Below are 18,229 nucleotides of genomic sequence, written 5' to 3' on the forward strand. Positions count from 1 at the left end.
AACGCTCTTGAAGTAAAGCGCTGCGGCGGCGCGGGGAGTGGACCCGCGCCGCCGCAGGCCGGCTCAGCGTATCCCCTGACTGGCCATAAGACGGGCTTCGAAACCGCGCAGCACAGGTGCCGCGGGTGGCCCGTCTCCCTTGTCCTTCATTTCTGCCAGATCGAATTCTCCGAACGCCGCGCGCCCGGCACCCTCGCGCGCGACCTGACCGGGGTGCAGGCTCTCGGCGGCCATGCCGTTCGCGCGCAGCACCGCATGGCGTTCGCAGAGCACGTGGTAATAGGTGATCGTCTCGACGCTGGCATCAATCCTGATGCGATCCCCGTCTGCGAGGCGCACGACCGGCGCGAGGCAGGAATTATCGCCAAAATACAATTCGTTGAGCGCGGATTTCACCAGCACCCGATGCTGCTGCGACAGCCATGTGTCGCGGTAGGGATGATTGCGCCCGAAGGCATGCGCCGCCACCCTGACAGGCCGCCATTTGCGATAGGCAGGGCGGTTCGGGATGCGCAGATCCAGACGTCCGATCCACTTTATTTCATGGAGATTCCCGTCAATATCCTGGGCCAAATCTCCACGCCTTAGGGTCTCTATTCGACGGTCCCCAAAGGAGGTCAGGATATGTGTGCCTTGCGCGAAACAAAGCGGGGTGAAAACCTGGTATGGTGACGTGTCGATATCAACGACCACCGCCACCGCGCTGAGCAGGTTTGGCCCCCCGGCAGGGTAGTGGAAATAGATTTGTCCAGCGGCTTCGAAGGCGACGACATCGACGGATGTGCCAAGCGGCACCGTTATGCCAGCGACGTCAACACCCGGCGTTGCCGTGCCGCTGCCAATGTAGGTCACAGGATCGCCGTTAAACAACGCTGTACCGTCGTCCGTTGATCCTAAAAGCCCATCATCGTCGATGAGCGTGCCGCTTGTCTCCGACCCGAAATCGCCCAGAACGATGGTCTGTTGCGACGCCAGAAGCTGCGTTGTCAGCAAAGCCCCATCATACGGGGTTACCGTTATATCACTCGATGCCATGACGTTTACTCGATATATTTATTTAATCTTTATCGGCGTCGTGGGCAATTGTTCTCTGCATGAGCAAAAGTAATGCTCGCGATAGAATTTGCCTCCTCTTATTTGAAATGCTGCGCTCAATATTAATTTCTGTAAATAGATTCTGAAAAATAAACTTCCGAAATGTATGATATTTGCGCTTACCCCTATCCGATCGGATGGGTGATATGTCACAAGACATTACCTATCCAAATTGGTATGGTAGTTAGCTGATTTGCAAGAATTGCGATGTTTCGCAGGACTCATTTGCAGAGTTCGCAGTTTGCAAAGTATTCTGGGGCCAATTTCGCAAAAATCCGCAAATCCTTGCGATATACTGTCCCTGTGCGCGGTAACAGGCTTGCCGGGGCGCAGGGCGGGGCCGTATCAGAATCGGCATCGACGTGAGGAGGAGCACGATGGGCTACAAGGACGTGTACGACAGCTGGGTGCAGGACCCCGAGCAGTTCTGGATGCAGGCAGCCGAGGCGATCGACTGGGACAAGGCCCCGTCGAAGGCGCTCTTCGATAAAGGCGAGGGCCTCTTTGAATGGTTCGCCGACGGCATGACCAACACCTGTTGGAATGCCGTGGATCGTCATGTCGAGAATGGACGCGGCGAGCAGGTGGCCGTCATCTGGGACAGCCCGATCACCCACACCAAGCGCGAGATCACCTATGTGGAACTGCGCAACCGCGTGGCCACGCTGGCAGGCGCGCTGCGCGCCAAGGGGGTCGAGAAGGGCGACCGGGTGATCCTCTATATGCCGATGATCCCCGAAGCGCTGGAGGCGATGCTCGCCTGCGCCCGCCTTGGCGCGATCCATTCGGTGGTCTTTGGGGGCTTTGCCGCGCATGAACTGGCGGTGCGCATCGACGACGCCAAGCCCAAATGCATCATCGCGGCCTCCTGCGGGCTCGAGCCGGGCCGCACCGTGCACTACAAGCCGCTGCTCGACGGGGCGATTGATCAGGCGACGCACAAGCCGGACTTCTGCGTCATCTTCCAACGCGAGCAGGAGGTGGCGACGCTGATCGAAGGGCGGGATGTGAACTGGCATGGCTTCCAATACGGCGTGGAGCCCGCCGAATGCGTGCCGGTCGAGGGCAACCACCCGGCCTATATCCTCTACACCTCCGGCACCACCGGTCAGCCCAAGGGCGTGGTGCGCCACACCGGCGGCCATCTGGTGGCGCTGAACTGGACGATGAAAAACATCTACAACGTCGAGCCGGGAGACCGCTTCTGGGCCGCGTCGGACGTGGGGTGGGTCGTTGGCCACAGCTACATCTGCTATGGCCCGCTGATCCACGGCAACACCACCATCGTCTTTGAGGGCAAACCCATCGGCACCCCCGATGCGGGCACCTTCTGGCGGGTCATTTCCGAGCATAAGGTGAAAAGCTTCTTCACCGCGCCCACCGCTTTCCGTGCGGTGAAGCGTGAGGATCCCAAGGGCGAGTTCGTCAAGAAGTACGATCTCAGCTGCCTGCAGGCGGTCTACCTCGCAGGAGAGCGCGCCGATCCCGACACGATCAAATGGGCGCAGGATCAGCTGAATGTGCCGGTGATCGACCATTGGTGGCAGACGGAAACCGGATTTGCCATCGCGGCCAACCCGCTGGGGATCGAAGAGATGCCGGTGAAGCTTGGCTCGCCTTCGGTGCCGATGCCGGGCTACGACGTGCGCATTCTCGACGAGGGCGGCCACGAGGTGAAGGACGGCGAACTTGGCGCCATCGCCATCAAACTGCCGCTGCCTCCGGGCACGCTGCCGACGCTGTGGAATGCCGAAGCGCGCTTCAAGTCCGCCTATCTCACCCATTTCCCCGGCTACTACGAGACCGGCGACGCGGGCATGAAGGATGAGGACGGCTATCTCTACATCATGTCCCGCACCGATGACGTGATCAACGTCGCGGGGCACCGTCTGTCCACCGGCGCGATGGAGGAGGTGCTGGCGAGCCACCCGGATGTGGCCGAATGCGCGGTGATCGGGGTCAGCGATCCGCTCAAGGGGCAGCTGCCCATGGGCTTTTTGTGCCTCAACGCTGGCTGTGACCGGGGGCATGACGAAGTGGTCAAAGAGGCGGTAAAGCTGGTGCGCGATCAGATCGGGCCGGTCGCGGCGTTCAAGCTCTGCACTGTGGTGGATCGCTTGCCCAAGACCCGCTCGGGCAAGATCCTGCGTGCGACAATGGTCAAGATCGCCGATGGGGATGACTTCAAGACGCCCGCGACGATCGACGATCCGGCGATCCTTGGCGAGATCCGCGACGCGGTGACGCCCATGGGATACGCCAAAGAACCCGCCTGAGAGGTTTCGCACTCTCGGCGGACGGCGCGCCCGGCTTGGGAGGGCTGGGCGCGCCGTTTTAAGGCCGTCTTAAGTCTGCGGGCCGGTCAGCCGTGGCTCATCGCGTGCTGATGGCCGTGGCTATGCGCGTCTTCATGGCCGTGACCGTGGCCGTGATCGGTCATCCGCGGATCGATCATCCCCTCTTTCACGCCGAATTTCAGCAGCAGCAGGTTCACCGGATAGGCGGCGAAAAGGCCGCAGCTCAGCGAGACGATGATCGACGACCAGAAGATCACATCGCCCATCCCGGCACTGCCGGCGAGCGCGAGGTCGACAATGATCGCAACGATCTCCATCACCGCGATCGAGGGGGTCTCGGCGATGAACGTGTCCTTCAGCGCCTTGGGCACCGGCATGCCGTCCTGAACCAGCGGGCCGAAGGTCAGCAGGAAGCCGATGACATAAGCAAAGAGAAAGGTGATCGCGGCGGTGCCATAATTGCCGAGGCTCAGCAGCCCGACCGCAATCGTCACGCCGATGATCTCGCCCAAGCCACAGCCGGAATAGCAATGCGCCACCGAGCGGAAGCCCCGGCGCCAGATGCTGTCACGGGCGATTTCTTTGCGGCCGCAGGTCCAATAGACCGCAAGCCCGATAGGGCCGGAGTAGAGCACCGTCAGAGCCCAGACGATCTTCATCAGGCTCATCAGGTGGCTGTTGTTGCGCGCGAGGTCGCGGATCAAGACGATTTGCGAGGGGATCATCAGCGCAGCCCAGGCGGCAAGGAACCAGGGCGACGAGAATATGTCGGTCAGCATGAGAGGTCTCCTTGCTGGTCCAACACGCTGCGCCGCGGCAATGTTCCGCTTTGCCTGCAGGTTCCCGCTCAGTTTCCCACTCAGTCCGGGCCCGGCAAAAGCACGCCGACCGCCATCTGATCCTCGGCCCCGCCGCTTTGTGCCTTGCGGTATTCGGCGGGGGTCACGCCGCGCTCGGCCTTCAGCGTGCGCGACAGATGCGGCCCGTCGCAGAAGCCGCAGGCCAGCGCCACCTCGGTCACCGAGGCGTCGGTGGTGCGCAGCCGGTTCAGCGCCCGTTCCAGCCGCAACTCGAGATAGGCCTTCAGCGGCGTCTGCTTGAGGTCCGCGAGAAAGCGCCGCTCGAGCGTGCGGCGCCCGACGCCCAGATCCCGCGCCAACTCGTCGATGGATTTCGGCATTTCGAGATGCTGCTGCATCCGCAGCACGGCGCGTTTGACCAACTCGTCACTGGCGCGGCGGGTGAGCGCTTGGCCCGGCTGCGCCTTCTCGCCGCTCATCGCGTCGTCGATCATCATGATGTTGAGGCTTTTGATCGCCGCCGACTGGCCGATGTGGCGCTGCACCAGAAAGGCCGCCAGATGCGCCGCGCCATGGCCGCCCGAGCAGGTCAGCCGGTCGCGGTCGACGACGAAGATTTGGTCCGACACAGGGGTTTCGGCCTCGAAACGGTCGATGAAATCCTGATGGTGAAACCAGCTGACGCAGCAGCGGTAACCGTCGAGAAGATGCAATTGGTGCAGGATGAAGACCCCGGTGCACAGGCCCACGATCGGCACACCGGCAGCCGCCTGCCGCCGCAGGAAGGCCAGTTCGGCGGGGTTGAGCGCGGCCTCGTCGCTAATCAACCCGCCGACCACCACAAGGTAATCATAGCTCTCGGCGCTGCGCAGGCGGGTCTCTGGCTGCACCCGTACACCGCAGCTTGAGCGGATCGGCTCGAGCGTGTCCGACAGCACCGTCCAGTCGCAGAGGATCGGCCGCGAATGATCGGCCTCGTCGGCGGCGAGGCGCAGCACATCGACGAAATTGGCAAAGGCCGAAAGGGTGAACTTGTCGGCAAGGAGGAATGCGACACGCAGGCGTTTCTGTGAGCGGCTCGGGGCAGGGGGCATGGCGGGAATCTTCACGGTTTGGCGGAATTGTACATGAGGGCGAGGGGGTGGGGAAGAGGGCGACGCACTGCTCCGCCCGGCTACCCTGGACTTATCAAAAATTTCACGCCTGACGCTCCAGTTCATTTCTGCTGGCGCAATTCTTCACATGCAGGCCGGAACGATCCTCTAGCACTTTTGCCAGCACACTCACTCCAGCGGGGGCCGCCCATGACTCGCTTCAACGCCTTCACCCTCCTCAAGAACGCCGTCACCGGTCACAAGGACTGGACCGAGCAATGGCCCGACAGCCAGCCGAAAGCCGAATATGACGTGGTCATCGTCGGCGCGGGCGGCCACGGCCTCGGCGCGGCCTATTACCTTGCGACGCAGCACGGGATCACCAATATCGCGGTGATCGACAAGGGCTGGCTCGGCGGCGGCAACACCGGGCGTAACACAACGATCATCCGTTCGAACTACCTCTATGACGAGAGCGCGCGGCTGTTCGATCACTCGGTGGACCTGTGGCAGAACCTTTCGCAGGAACTGAACTACAACGTCATGTATTCCAACCGTGGCTGCCTGATGCTGGCGCACAACGTGCACGACGTGCAGAGCTTCAAGCGCCACGTCCACGCCAACCGTCTCAACGGCGTCGACAACCGCTGGCTCACCCCGGAAGAGTGCAAGGAATACTGCCCGCCGATCAACATCGCCAAGGACGCCCGCTATCCCGTCATGGGCGGCGCGCTGCAGGAGCGCGCGGGCACGGCGCGGCACGATGCGGTGGCCTGGGGCTATGCCCGCGGCGCGGCGGCGCGCGGCGTCGACATCATCCAGAACTGCGCCGTGACGGCGATCCGCCGCAATGCCGATGGGTCCGTCGCGGGGGTTGAGACGGCGAAGGGCTTCATCAAGGCGGGGAAGGTCGCGGTCTCGGCCTCGGGTCACAACACGCAGGTCATGGCGACCGCCGACGTGCGCCTGCCGCTGGAGAGCATGCCGCTGCAGGCGCTGGTCTCCGAGCCGGTGAAGCCGATCTTCCCCTGCGTGGTCATGTCCAACGCCGTGCACGCCTATTGCAGCCAGTCCGACAAGGGCGAGCTGGTGATCGGCTCGGGCACCGACCAATACGTCAGCTACTCACAGCGCGGCGGCCTGCCGCTGATCGAGCATACCATCGCGGCGATCTCGGAGGTCTTCCCGATCTTCAACCGCATGCGGATGCTGCGCAAATGGGCGGGGATCACCGACAACACCCCGGACCGCTCGCCGATCATCGGCAAGACCCCGGTGAAGAACCTCTATGTCAACTGCGGCTGGGGCACCGGCGGCTTCAAGGCCACGCCGGGCTCGGCCCATGTCTTTGCATGGACCATCGCCAAGGACGAGCCGCACCCGATCAACGCGCCGTTCTCGCTCGACCGCTTCCGCACCGGGCGCCTGATCGACGAAGCCGCCGCCGCGGCAGTAGCTCACTAAGGACGACGACCATGCTTCTGATCCATTGCCCCTATTGCGACGAGACGCTGCCCGAGGTCGAGTTCACCTATGCCGGTGAGGCGCATATCGCCCGCCCGGAAAACCCCTCGGAGATGAGCGACGACGACTGGCAGCAGTTCCTGTTCATGCGTGACAACGTCAAGGGCGATCATTTCGAACGCTGGCGCCACATGCATGGCTGCGGGCGCTTCTTCAACGCCGTGCGCAACACCATCACGGACAAATTCCTCACCACCTATGAGGCGGGCGCGCCCCGTCCCGATCTCACCGCGCTGAAGGAGGGCCAGAAATGAGCAGCACCCGCGTTTCCGGCAAGGGCAGGATCAATCAGACCCGCCCGGTGAACTTCACCTTCGACGGCAAGACCTATCAGGGCTTTGAGGGCGACACCGTCGCCTCGGCGCTGCTCGCCAATGGCGTGCATCTGATGGGCCGCTCGTTCAAATACCATCGTCCGCGCGGGCCGGTGGCGGCCGGGTCTGAAGAGCCCAACGCCCTCATCGGCACCCGCCGCGGCCCCGGCCGTTTTGAGCCGAACACCCGCGCCACGGTGCAGGAGATCTGGGGCGGGCTCGAGACCACCTCGCAGAACAAATACCCCAGCCTGAAGTTCGACGTGGGCGCGGTGAACGATGCCGCCTACATGCTGTTCTCGGCGGGTTTCTACTACAAGACCTTCATGTGGCCGCGCAGCTTCTGGGATAAGGTCTATGAGCCCTTCATCCGCGCCGCTGCCGGTCTCGGCGTCAGCCCGACCGAGCAAGACCCCGACAGCTACGCCTCGCGCAACCTGCATTGCGACGTGCTGATCGTCGGCGCCGGTCCCTCGGGCCTCGCCGCCGCGCGTGTCGCTGCGGACGCGGGTCTGAAGGTGGTGCTGGTCGATGAGAATGCGGAAGTGGGCGGCACGCTGCTCTCGGAGCCGCAGGCGCAGATCGACGGCGCCGCCGCGTGGGATTGGATCGCCTCGGAACTGGCCGCGCTGAAAGCGGCGGGCGTCAAGGTGATGACCCGCACCACTGCCATCGGCTACTACCACCAGAACCTCATCGGCCTGTGCGAGCGTCTCACCGACCACCTTGCGCAGCAGCCCGTCGACACCCCGCGCGAGCGTCTGTGGCGCGTGCGCGCCAAGCAGGTGGTTTTGGCGCAGGGCGCGCTGGAAAAGCCGCTGGTGTTCCACGGCAACGACCGCCCCGGCGTGATGCTGGCGGGCTCGGCGCAGACCTACCTCAACCGCTACGGCGTGCTGGTGGGCCAGCGCCCGGTCGTGCTGACCTCGCATGACAGCGCATGGTACGCCGCTTTCGATCTGTCGGACGCAGGCGCCAAGGTGCAGGCGATCGCCGACACCCGCGACAGTGTCTCCGAGGCGCTGCTGGCCGGGGCCCGCGCGCGCGGCATCCCGACCAAGCTGGGCCGCACCGCCACCGCCACCAAGGGCCGCCTGCGGGTGAGCTCGATCCGCATCAACCCGGTCTCGGGCGGCGCTGTCGGTTCGGGCGAGGATATCGCCTGCGACGCGGTGCTGATGTCGGGCGGCTGGACCCCCTCGCTGCACCTCTTCTCGCACACCAAGGGCACGCTGGCCTGGGACGACGACCGCACCACCTTCTTGCCCGAGCGCACCCCCGAGGATTGCGTCATCGCGGGCGCGAGCCGTGGTCTCTGGGGCATCGAGGCGGTGCTGAACGACGGCGCCGAGAAAGGCCGGGAGGTCGTGGCGGCGCTCGGCAAATCCGGCGAGACCCGCGCCTATGCCGTCGCCGAGGATCGCCCCGGCACCGGCGTGTCGCATAAGGAACTGCCGACCGATCGCAGCCCCGGCAAGGCCAAGGCCTTCGTCGATTACCAGAACGACGTGACCGCCAAGGACCTGCGTCTCGCGGTGCGCGAGGGCATGCGCTCGATCGAGCACGTCAAGCGCTACACCACCAACGGTATGGCCACCGATCAGGGCAAGATGTCCAACATCAACGGGCTTAACATCGCCTCGGATGCGCTTGGAAAGAAACAGCCTCAGGTCGGTCTGACCACCTTCCGCCCGCCCTATACGCCGACCAGCTTTGGCGCCTTCGCAGGCTATCACCGAGGCAGCCATTTTGAGGTGACCCGCAAGACCCAGATCGACCTCTGGGCCGAAGAGAGCGGCGCGGTCTTCGAGCCGGTGGGCCAGTGGCGCCGCGCGTGGTACTTCCCCAAAGCGGGCGAGGACATGGAGGCTGCCGTTTCCCGCGAGTGCCGCGCCACCCGCGCCAGCGTCGGCATCTTCGATGCCTCGACGCTGGGAAAAATCGAGGTCGTCGGCCCCGATGCGGTCGAGTTCATGAACCGCATGTACACCAACCCGTGGACCAAGCTCGCGCCGGGCCGCTGCCGCTATGGCCTGCTCTGCGGTGACGATGGGTTCATCCGCGACGACGGCGTCATCGGCCGCATGAGTGACGACAAGTTCCACGTCACTACCACCACCGGCGGTGCCGCGCGGGTGCTCAACATGATGGAAGACTACCTGCAGACCGAGTGGCCCGACCTCAACGTCTGGCTGACCTCGACCACCGAGCAATGGTCCACCATCGCGCTCAACGGCCCGAACGCCGCCAAGCTGCTCGCGCCCTTCGTCGAAGGTGTGGAACTCACCGAAGAAGCCTTCCCGCATATGTCCTGCGTGGAGTGCACTGTCGCGGGTATGCCTGCGCGGCTGTTCCGCGTCAGCTTCACCGGCGAGATCGGTTTCGAGGTCAACGTGCCAGCCCCCATGGGCCGCAAGCTGTGGGAAACCCTCTGGGACGCAGGCCAGCAGTACGACATCTGCGCCTATGGCACAGAGACGATGCACGTGCTGCGCGCCGAGAAGGGCTACATCATCGTGGGTCAGGACACCGACGGCACCGTCACGCCCTATGACGCGGGCATGGGCTGGGCCGTGGGCAAGAAAAAGCCCGACTTCGTCGGCATGCGCGGCCTCGCGCGGCCCGACCTCGTGTCGAAGGATCGCAAGCAATTGGTCGGTCTGCTGACCGAGGACAACAGCAAGCTCGAAGAGGGCGCGCAGATCGTCTTCGACCCCAAGCAGGCGATCCCGATGACCATGGTCGGCCATGTGACGTCTTCGTACCACTCCGACGCGGCGGGCCGTCCTATCGCGCTGGCGCTGGTGCAGGGCGGGCACGACCGGATGGGCGAGACCGTGCACATCCCGATGCCCGACCGCACCATTGCCGCCAAGATCACCTCGACGATCTTCGTCGATCCCGAAAACGCCCGTCTGAAGATCTGAGGAGGCCCTGATGAACGCTCCGCTTTCCGCCTTCCCGCCCGCCACGCAGGTCGAAACCTCGGCTGCCAAGGTCAGCTCGGTTCTGCCCAAGGTGCGCTTCTCGCTGCGGGCCCGCGGCGATCTGGCGCCGCTCGAACAGGCCCTTGGGGTCGCGCTGCCGCGCAAGATCGGCGAGACCGTGAAGGGTGCTGTCGAGGTGGCCTGCCTTGGTCCCGACGAGTGGCTGCTGCTGGCCGCCGAGGCCGCGCCCGTGACCGAGGCCTGCGCCGGGGTCTACGCGACCCTGCCGCACAGTCTGGTGGAGATCTCGGCCCGCGAGGTGACCTTTGTCATCGAGGGGCCGCGCGCCGCCGAACTGATGACCATCGGCTGCGCCCGCGATATCGACGGGATCACCGTGGGCTCTGCACGCCGTACGCTCTTTGATGGGGCCACCGTCACGCTCTGGCGCGACGCCGACGACCGTTTCCGCATGGACGTCTGGAACAGCTTCGCTCCGCACCTGCTGCATCTGCTGCAGGTCGGCGCACGTGAACTTGCTGCCGAAACCCTCTGACCTGAAGGGATAATTCAATGTTCGACCGCCTGCCCAAAGGCGGCATCTCCGATGCCGTCATCGCGACCGCTGTGTCTGCCGAACTGGAGCGCCAGCAAAGCCAGATCGAGCTTATCGCCTCGGAAAACATCGTCTCGGCCAGCGTCATGGCGGCGCAGGGGTCGGTGCTGACCAACAAATATGCCGAAGGCTATCCGGGCAAGCGCTACTACGGCGGCTGCGAGCATGTGGATACCGTCGAGCAGGTGGCCATCGACCGGCTCAAGCAGCTCTTCGGCGCGGAATATGCCAACGTCCAGCCGCATTCCGGCGCGCAGGCCAATCAGGCGGTGTTCCTTGCGCTGCTGCAGCCGGGTGACCGGATCATGGGCATGTCGCTGGCGCACGGCGGGCACCTGACCCACGGCTCGCCGGTCACCATGTCGGGCAAATGGTTCGACGTGGTGTCCTATGAGGTCGACGCCGACAGCCACCTGATCGACATGGAGAAGGTGCGGGAAAAGGCGCTCGAGACCAAGCCCAGGCTGATCGTCGCGGGCGCTTCGGCCTATCCGCGGCAGATCGACTTCGAAGGGTTCCGCAAGATCGCTGACGAGGTGGGCGCATACCTCATGGTCGACATGGCGCATTACGCCGGGCTCATCGCCGGTGGCAAATACCCGAACCCGGTGCCGCATGCCCATGTTGTCACCTCGACCACCCATAAGACCCTGCGCGGCCCGCGCGGCGGCGTCATCCTCACCAACGATGAGGCGCTTGCGAAAAAGCTCAATTCGGCGGTCTTCCCGGGCAATCAGGGCGGCCCGCTGATGCATGTGATCGCCGCCAAGGCGGTGGCCTTCGGCGAGGCGCTGCAGCCCGAGTTCGCCGATTACGCCGGGCAGGTGATCGAGAACGCGAAGGCGCTGGCGGACGTGCTGCTGGTTGGCGGGCTTGGCATCGTATCGGGCGGCACCGACAGCCACATGGTGCTGGTCGATCTGCAGCCCAAGGGCGTGACCGGCAAGCTGGCCGAGGTCGCGCTCGAACGGGCGGGACTGACCTGCAACAAGAACGCCATCCCCAATGATCCGGAGAAGCCCTTCGTCACCTCGGGCATCCGTCTGGGCACTTCGGCGGGCACCACGCGCGGCTTCCGCGAGGCCGAGTTCGAACTCATTGGCAGCCTGATCCTGCGGGTGATCGACGCGCTCTCGCACAGCCCCGAGGGCGATGCCGAGGTCGAAGCCAAGGTGCGCGCCGAGGTCCGGGCGCTCTGCGACGATTTCCCGATCTATTCCGCCGACCTCTGAGCCGAGACGAAAGACGCCCATGACCCAGATCATCCTGACCGTTTCCTGCCCCGTCCGCACCGGCATCGTGGCGGCGATTTCCACCTATCTCGCCGAGCAGGGCTGCAACATCCACGACAGCGCGCAATTCTCGGACCTCGGCAACGACCGTTTCTTCATGCGCCTCAGCTTCAGTTCCGAAGCGGGCCACAGCCGCGAGGCACTGGCCGAGGGGTTTGCCGCGATCGCGGCGGATCTGGACATGGAGTTCGCCTTCCACGACCCGCGCCGGAAGATGAAGGTCGCGATCATGGTCAGCCGTTTCGGCCATTGCCTGAACGATCTGCTCTATCGCTCGCGGATCGGCGCGCTGCCGGTGGAGATCGTGGCGGTGATCTCCAACCACCTCGATTACCAAAAGGTCGTGGTGAACCACGACATTCCCTACTACTGCGTCAAGGTCACCAAAGAGAACAAACCCGAGGCCGAGGCCGAGCAGATGCGCATCCTGCGCGAGAGCGGTGCGGAACTGGTTGTGCTGGCGCGCTACATGCAGGTGCTGAGCGACGAGATGTGCACCGAGATGTCGGGGCGGATCATCAACATCCACCACTCGTTCCTGCCCAGCTTCAAGGGCGCTAACCCCTACAAGCAGGCCTTCGAGCGCGGGGTGATGCTGATCGGCGCGACGGCGCACTATGTCACCGCCGATCTCGACGAGGGGCCGATCATCGAACAGGACGTGATCCGCGTGACCCACGCGCAGAGCGCCTCGGACTACGTCTCGCTGGGCCGCGACGTGGAAAGTCAGGTGCTGGCGCGGGCCATTCACGCGCACATCCACCGCCGGGTTTTCCTCAATGGCAATAAGACCATCGTCTTCCCGGCCAGCCCCGGCGAATACGCCTCGGAACGGATGGGCTGAAGCGCATAGGGGCGGAACCCAATCTGCCTCAAGAACGGGCGGCAAGTCACCGGAATGAAACAGGTTTGCGGGGGTGGCGTGCCGCCCGGTGATGCCGCGGCTCGACAGCGCCGCCAGCGGCGCGCAGGCTGGCGATGGGGTGGGCGATCCGTGCCCGCCGAAGCTTTGCGGAACCTGCGATGATCTTTCAGTCCCTCTGGGCCGCTACGGCCCCCGACGCGCCGAAACTGCCCGCCCTGACCGAGAGCCGCCGCACCGACGTGCTGGTGATCGGCGGCGGGCTGCAGGGGCTCTCGACCGCGCTGCATCTGGCCGAGGCGGGCGTTGGCGTTGTGCTGCTCGAAGCGGGTGAGCCCGGCTTTGGTGCCTCTGGCCGCAACGGCGGGCAGGTGATCCCGGGGCTGAAGGACGATCCCGAGACGCTCGACCGGCTTTGGGGGCCGCAGGCCACGGAGTTCGCCGGGGCGACCGCCGATGTGCTCTTTGCGCTGGTGGACCGGCTCGGCCTCGACTGCGACGCGCAGCGGGCGGGCTGGATACAGGCGGGCAACAAGCAGGTGCATCTGCCGGGCCTTCGCGCGCGCATGGCGCAGTGGCAGGCGCGCGGCGCTCCAGTGGACTGGCTGGATGGTCCGGCAATGGCACAGGCCACCGGCGCGCATGGGTTTCAGGGCGGTTGGATCGACCGCCGCGCTGGCAAGGTCCATCCGCTGAAGCTGGTCTACGGGCTGATCGCCGCGGCCTGTGCGGCGGGGGCGGAGGTCTTCGCCAAGACGCCGGTGACGACGCTGGAGCGGGTCGGCACTGGATGGCGTGCGCGGCTAGAGAATGGCGCATTGGTCGAGGCAGATCGCGTCGTGCTGGCCAGCAATGTCTACACGCCATCTTCGCTCGAACCACGGCTGGCGCGGGCCACGGTTCCCGCCAACAGCTTTCAGATCGCCACCGCGCCGCTGAGTGCGGAGCAGCTGCAGCGCATCCTGCCGGGCGGCGCGGTCTGCTCTGAGATCCGGCGCGTCGGCACCTATTTCCGCGTCGGCCCGGAGAACCGGCTGATGATCGGCGGACGGGGCAGCTTCGCCGACCCGCGCAGAGAGGCCGATTTCGCTGAACTAGATGCGGAATTGGCCGCGCTGTTCGGTCCGGGCTTCACCATCGCGCATCGCTGGTTTGGCCGCGTCGGCATGACACCCGATCACCGCGTGCGCATCTGCGCGCCCGCGCCCGGCCTGCTGGCGGCGACAGGGTTCAACGGCCGCGGCGTGGCGCTGTCGGTGGCGATCGGCAAGGCGTTTGCCGCGCATCTGGCGCAAGGCGCGCCGCTGCCGATCCGGCCCTTGCCGACGATCCCCGCGCTGCCGCTGCATGGGCTGCACCGGGTCTATGGCGGGATCGGCATTCATTACTACCGGCTGCGCGACCGGCTGGACCGCTGACCGTGCGACAAAGAAAAAGGCGGGCCCGAAAGCCCGCCCTTCCAATGCCATGCGGCGCGATGCTTACCAGGAGGTCAGCACGGTGCCGTGGTATTTCTCTTCGATGAAGGCCTTCACTTCGGGGCTGTGATAGGCATCGATCAGCGGCTTCACCCAAGGCTGTTCTTCGTCGCCCTGACGCACGACGATGATGTTCACATAGGGGTTGTCGGCGCTTTCCATGGCGATCGAGTCCTCCTTGGGCGAGAGGCCCGAGGCGATCGCGTAGTTGGTGTTGATCAGCGCGGCATCAAGGTCGGCCAGCGAGCGCGGCAGCTGCGCGGCGTCGAGCTCTTGGAAGCGCATGTCCTTGGGGTTCTCGACCACGTCCAGAACCGTCGGCACAAGGCCGGTGCCCTCGGCCAGCTTGATCAGGCCAAGCTGCTGCAGCACCAGCAGCGCGCGGCCGCCGTTGGTGGGATCGTTGGGGATGCCCATAGTGCCGCCCTCGGGGAAGTCCTCGAGCGCGGTGATCTTGTCCGAATAGACGCCCATCGGGGTGGTGATGGTGGTCGCGATCGGCGCCAGCTCAAAACCGCGGTCCTTCATCTGGTTGTCCAGATAGGGCTCGTGCTGGAACGAGTTGGCCTCAATATCGCCATCGGCCAGCGCCTGGTTCGGCACCACGTAGTCGGAAAACTCGACCACATCGATGTTAAGGCCCATGGGCTCGGCGATCTTGGCGACTTCTTCCATGATCTCGGCGTGCTCACCGGGCGAGACACCAACCTTGATGTCTTCGGCCATCGCGGTGCCGGCGATCAGCGCCAGCGCGGAGACGAGGGGGATCATACGCTTCATGGGAATTCTCCTTCCATCTGCGTTCTTATTGTTGGTTCAGCGGCCGCGGTTGCGCGGCGCGCGCTTGTCGACCAGTCTGGCCAGCCCCTCGCCGAGGGACTGCACGAGCTGGACCAGCACGATCAGGATGACGACCACCGCCAGCATCACCTCGGGCATGAAGCGCTGGTAGCCGTAGCGAATGCCGAGATCGCCAAGACCCTCGCCGCCGACCGCGCCGACCATGGCCGAGTAGCCAATGAGGCTGACCAGCGCGAGCGTCAGGCCAAGGGTGATGCCGGGCAGCGCCTCGGGGATCAGCACCTTGCGGATGATCTGCAGCGGCGTGGCGCCCATGGCGCGGGCGGCTTCGATGAGGCCGCTGTCGACCTCGCGGATGGCGTTCTCGACCAGACGCGCGATGAAGGGCACGGCGGCAATGGTCAGCGGCACGATGGCGGCGCTGGTGCCAATTGAGGTGCCCGCGATCAGCCGGGTGAAGGGGATGATCGCCACCACGAGGATGATGAAGGGCACCGAGCGCGTCGCGTTGACGATCAGCCCCAGCACCTTGTTCACCCAAGGCGAGGACAGCAGCTCGCCGCGTTGCGACACCGCAAGATAGACGCCGATGGGCAGGCCGAACAGCGTGCCGAGCGCGCCGGAGATGGCGACCATATAGAGGGTCTGAAGCGTGGCTTCGATCAGCAGGTTGATGAGGTTAGCCGACATAGCCCAGCACCTCCGTGAGCAGCTCGTGACGTTCAAGATAAGCGCGGGCTTCGGCGCCGCGGGTGGCATCGACCGAGACCAGCAGGTTGCCGAAGGGGTGCGGGCCGATCTCTTCGATCGCGCCTGCGAGGATATTGACCGGAATCCCGAGCTCGGAAGTGAGCTTGGCCAGCATCGGATCGGTGGCATGGGTCCCGGCGAAGGTGATGCGGATCACCTCGTGGCTGTCGCCCTGCGGGCGCTCGGCCTGCAGATTCCCGGCGACAAAGCTTGGCAGGGTGATGCCGGTGATGCCCGACAGGAAAGAGCGCGTGGTCGGATGCTTGGGGTCGGCAAAGACCTCATAGGTCGAGCCCGCCTCGACGATCTTGCCGCCGTCGATCACCGCCACATGGCTGGCGATGTCGCGGACCACGGCCATCTCGTGGGTGATCAGCAGGATGGTCAGCCCGAGGTCGCGGTTGATATCCGCCAGCAGTTTCAGCACGGTCTGCGTGGTCTCGGGGTCGAGCGCCGAGGTGGCCTCATCCGAGAGCAGCACCTTGGGCTGGGTGGCGAGCGCGCGGGCGATGCCGACGCGCTGCTTCTGCCCGCCCGAAAGCTCTGCCGGGTAGCGGTTGCTGAACTGCTCGAGGCCGACGCGCCCGATGAGGTCGTTGACCCGCCGCTTGATCTCGGCACCGGGCACGCCTGCGATTTCAAGCGGCAGGGCGACGTTGCCGTAAACCGTGCGCGAGCTCAGCAGGTTGAAGTGCTGGAAGATCATCCCAACCTCGCGGCGGATTCCGCCGCAAGTCCGCGGCGCCGGCGCGACCGACGTCATGGCCGGCGACGGTGACCGTGCCCGAGGTCGGCTGCTCGAGCCCGTTGACCATGCGCAGCAGTGTCGATTTGCCCGCGCCGGAACGTCCGATGATCCCGGTGATCGTGCCGGGGGCGACGTCGAGGTTCACATCCTCGAGCGCCATGACGGTGCCGGAGCCCTTTTTGTCAAAGGACTTTCCCAGCTTGTCGAAGGTGATCGCGGCACCTGATGTCTGTACTTCGGCCATCCAAGTCTCTCGTTTTCGTCCGGCCTCCCCCTTGCGGCGCGGTAGACCGGATATGGGCCGGGGACGCAAGCCCTGCCGGGCGCCTGCGCGCGCGGGCCGCCTGTGCGCGAGAGTGTATCATGGCAGAGGGGCAGGAGGCTGTTCCGGCGTGTGGCGCAGGGCACGGGCACTGTTCGCCGCGCGGCGGAAGGGGCCGGAGAATGTTCTTTTTACACGCTGAGGGCCGCGCCCGACCCTGGATGGGCGCGGCGCAAGGCTGGTGCAATGCGGTTTATCTAACAAGCCTTTACGCTATGAGAACAGCCGGGCGGCGTTGCCAATGCGCCCTCCCATGGGGAGGGTCGGGCGCGGGCCGGGCTGGTCGCCCGGGCAGAGGGGCGGCGCGCCAACCCACGGGCAGGCGCTGGCCCGGCTTTCGTTGCGCTATCCCTGACTGCGCGCCGCCAGCCAGGCCCGCCAATTCGCTTCGTTCCCGGCAAAGGCATTGAGATCCACCGGCCCGCGCACCCCGGGCACCAGACCGGTGCCGGTGTACTGCCAGAAGCTCCAGCGCTCGTCGGGGTAGCGCTCTGACGGATGCGCGGTGACCGAGCGCAGCCAGAACTCCGCCCCGCGCAGCGAGCCCAGATCGTTGCGGGCGTAGAAGTCGGGCGTGGTGTAGATCACCGGGGCGGTGCCGTAGTGGCGCTCGACGATGCGGGAGAACTCGCGGATGCTGGCGCGCACCTCATCCGCGGGCGGGCGGATGCGGCAGGTGGGCGAGAGGTGGTTCCACTCCATGTCGAGGATCGGCGGCAGATCTCCGCGCCGTTTCGGGACATTGGCGATGAACCATGCCGCCTGCTCGCGCGCCGCGCGGCAGAAATAGTAGAAGTGATAGGCCCCCACCGGCACGCCCGCGGCCCGCGCCCCGGCGGCGTTCTGTGCGAAGGCCGGATCGATGTGATCCCCGCCTTCGGTCGCCTTGAGATAGCCGAAGCGAATGCCCGCGTCGCGGGCCTCGCGCCAGTCGATCATCCCCTGATATCGCGCCGCATCGAGCCCGTGCACCGGGTAACGCGAGGGGCCGATCGCACCCCAAGCATGGGGATCGGTGTCGCCAAAGCGGCGGGGGATGCCGCTGGCACGGTTTTCGCGGATGTAGAGCGCCTGCGTTTCGCTGGCGGAAAGGGTGGCGGTGCGTGGCGCCGAACTGCCGCAACCGCCAAGGGTCGCTGCGAGTGCGACGATCATCGCGCCCGCCCGGACCCATGGTCTGGGGGATGTCGTGATCATCTTCTTGTCCTGCTCTTGCCTGAGGCGAGCGTAACGCGAAAATCGATTCACGGCATCATGTAGTTGTGCAACATTGGGGGATGACCAAACGTTGCGTCCACGCCGCCGCGCG

General features: G+C 65.1%; 14 protein-coding genes and 1 pseudogene. 8 read left to right on the forward strand and 7 right to left on the reverse strand.

The window, feature by feature from the left end:
• Positions 1–63: 63 nt before the first annotated feature.
• On the reverse strand, positions 64–1,035 hold the full coding sequence (locus ACXAD2_RS25390) for a Hint domain-containing protein (RefSeq protein ID WP_475176810.1): 972 nt from the start codon (positions 1,033–1,035) through the stop codon (positions 64–66).
• 437 nt (positions 1,036–1,472) lie between these two features.
• Here ACXAD2_RS25390 and prpE point away from each other — a divergent pair, with 437 nt between their 5' ends.
• Positions 1,473–3,371 (forward strand): propionate-CoA ligase PrpE, encoded by a 1,899-nt coding sequence (prpE, locus tag ACXAD2_RS25395; protein WP_475176812.1) that lies wholly within the window; start codon positions 1,473–1,475, stop codon positions 3,369–3,371.
• Positions 3,372–3,457: 86 nt separating this feature from the next.
• On the opposite strand, the gene ACXAD2_RS25400 is transcribed toward prpE, so the two are convergent.
• Positions 3,458–4,171, reverse strand: coding sequence for a DUF4396 domain-containing protein (locus ACXAD2_RS25400; RefSeq protein WP_475176813.1), 714 nt, complete (start codon positions 4,169–4,171; stop codon positions 3,458–3,460).
• A gap of 80 nt (positions 4,172–4,251) precedes the next feature.
• Entirely contained in the window at positions 4,252–5,286 is a 1,035-nt protein-coding gene (locus ACXAD2_RS25405) for a GlxA family transcriptional regulator (RefSeq protein WP_066109891.1), read from the reverse strand.
• Between the two features lie 210 nt (positions 5,287–5,496).
• On the opposite strand from ACXAD2_RS25405, the gene ACXAD2_RS25410 reads away from it, so the two are divergent.
• The 7 genes from ACXAD2_RS25410 to ACXAD2_RS25440 all read left to right on the forward strand — a co-directional run bounded on the left by ACXAD2_RS25410 (position 5,497) and on the right by ACXAD2_RS25440 (position 14,239).
• Positions 5,497–6,750, forward strand: a complete 1,254-nt coding sequence (locus tag ACXAD2_RS25410; RefSeq protein ID WP_475176817.1) for a sarcosine oxidase subunit beta family protein — start codon at positions 5,497–5,499, stop codon at positions 6,748–6,750.
• 11 nt (positions 6,751–6,761) lie between these two features.
• The gene (locus tag ACXAD2_RS25415) at positions 6,762–7,064 is read left to right on the forward strand and encodes a sarcosine oxidase subunit delta (RefSeq protein ID WP_475176819.1); all 303 of its coding nucleotides are present in this window, start codon (positions 6,762–6,764) and stop codon (positions 7,062–7,064) included.
• Complete coding sequence (locus ACXAD2_RS25420; RefSeq protein ID WP_475176821.1) at positions 7,061–10,051, forward strand: sarcosine oxidase subunit alpha; 2,991 nt, start codon at positions 7,061–7,063, stop codon at positions 10,049–10,051. Before ACXAD2_RS25415 ends, ACXAD2_RS25420 begins: the two co-directional genes overlap by 4 nt.
• A 10-nt stretch (positions 10,052–10,061) precedes the next feature.
• Positions 10,062–10,607, forward strand: coding sequence for a sarcosine oxidase subunit gamma (locus ACXAD2_RS25425; protein ID WP_475176822.1), 546 nt, complete (start codon positions 10,062–10,064; stop codon positions 10,605–10,607).
• A 17-nt stretch (positions 10,608–10,624) separates the two neighbouring features.
• A complete protein-coding gene (gene glyA, locus ACXAD2_RS25430) occupies positions 10,625–11,899 on the forward strand; it encodes a serine hydroxymethyltransferase (protein ID WP_475176824.1) in 1,275 nt (424 codons plus the stop codon).
• Between the two features lie 19 nt (positions 11,900–11,918).
• A complete protein-coding gene (gene purU / locus ACXAD2_RS25435; RefSeq protein WP_224904642.1) occupies positions 11,919–12,803 on the forward strand; it encodes a formyltetrahydrofolate deformylase in 885 nt (294 codons plus the stop codon).
• Between the two features lie 179 nt (positions 12,804–12,982).
• Positions 12,983–14,239 carry an NAD(P)/FAD-dependent oxidoreductase gene (locus ACXAD2_RS25440; RefSeq protein ID WP_475176825.1) on the forward strand — a complete coding sequence of 419 codons (1,257 nt, stop codon included), beginning with the start codon at positions 12,983–12,985 and terminating at the stop codon, positions 14,237–14,239.
• A gap of 63 nt (positions 14,240–14,302) precedes the next feature.
• Here ACXAD2_RS25440 and ACXAD2_RS25445 read toward each other — a convergent pair whose 3' ends face one another.
• From ACXAD2_RS25445 to ACXAD2_RS25460, 4 genes and pseudogenes are all read right to left on the reverse strand, one after another.
• A complete protein-coding gene (locus ACXAD2_RS25445) occupies positions 14,303–15,079 on the reverse strand; it encodes a MetQ/NlpA family ABC transporter substrate-binding protein (protein WP_066109914.1) in 777 nt (258 codons plus the stop codon).
• 36 nt (positions 15,080–15,115) lie between these two features.
• The gene (locus ACXAD2_RS25450; protein WP_066109917.1) at positions 15,116–15,790 is read right to left on the reverse strand and encodes a methionine ABC transporter permease; all 675 of its coding nucleotides are present in this window, start codon (positions 15,788–15,790) and stop codon (positions 15,116–15,118) included.
• Positions 15,780–16,842, reverse strand: a pseudogene (locus ACXAD2_RS25455) (methionine ABC transporter ATP-binding protein). The gene ACXAD2_RS25450 and the pseudogene ACXAD2_RS25455 overlap by 11 nt, the downstream one beginning before the upstream one ends.
• Positions 16,843–17,265: 423 nt before the next feature.
• Positions 17,266–18,117, reverse strand: coding sequence for a glycoside hydrolase family 25 protein (locus tag ACXAD2_RS25460; protein WP_475176829.1), 852 nt, complete (start codon positions 18,115–18,117; stop codon positions 17,266–17,268).
• Positions 18,118–18,229: the final 112 nt, after the last annotated feature.

This window comes from Salipiger sp. ABN3_019 (assembly GCF_056158605.1).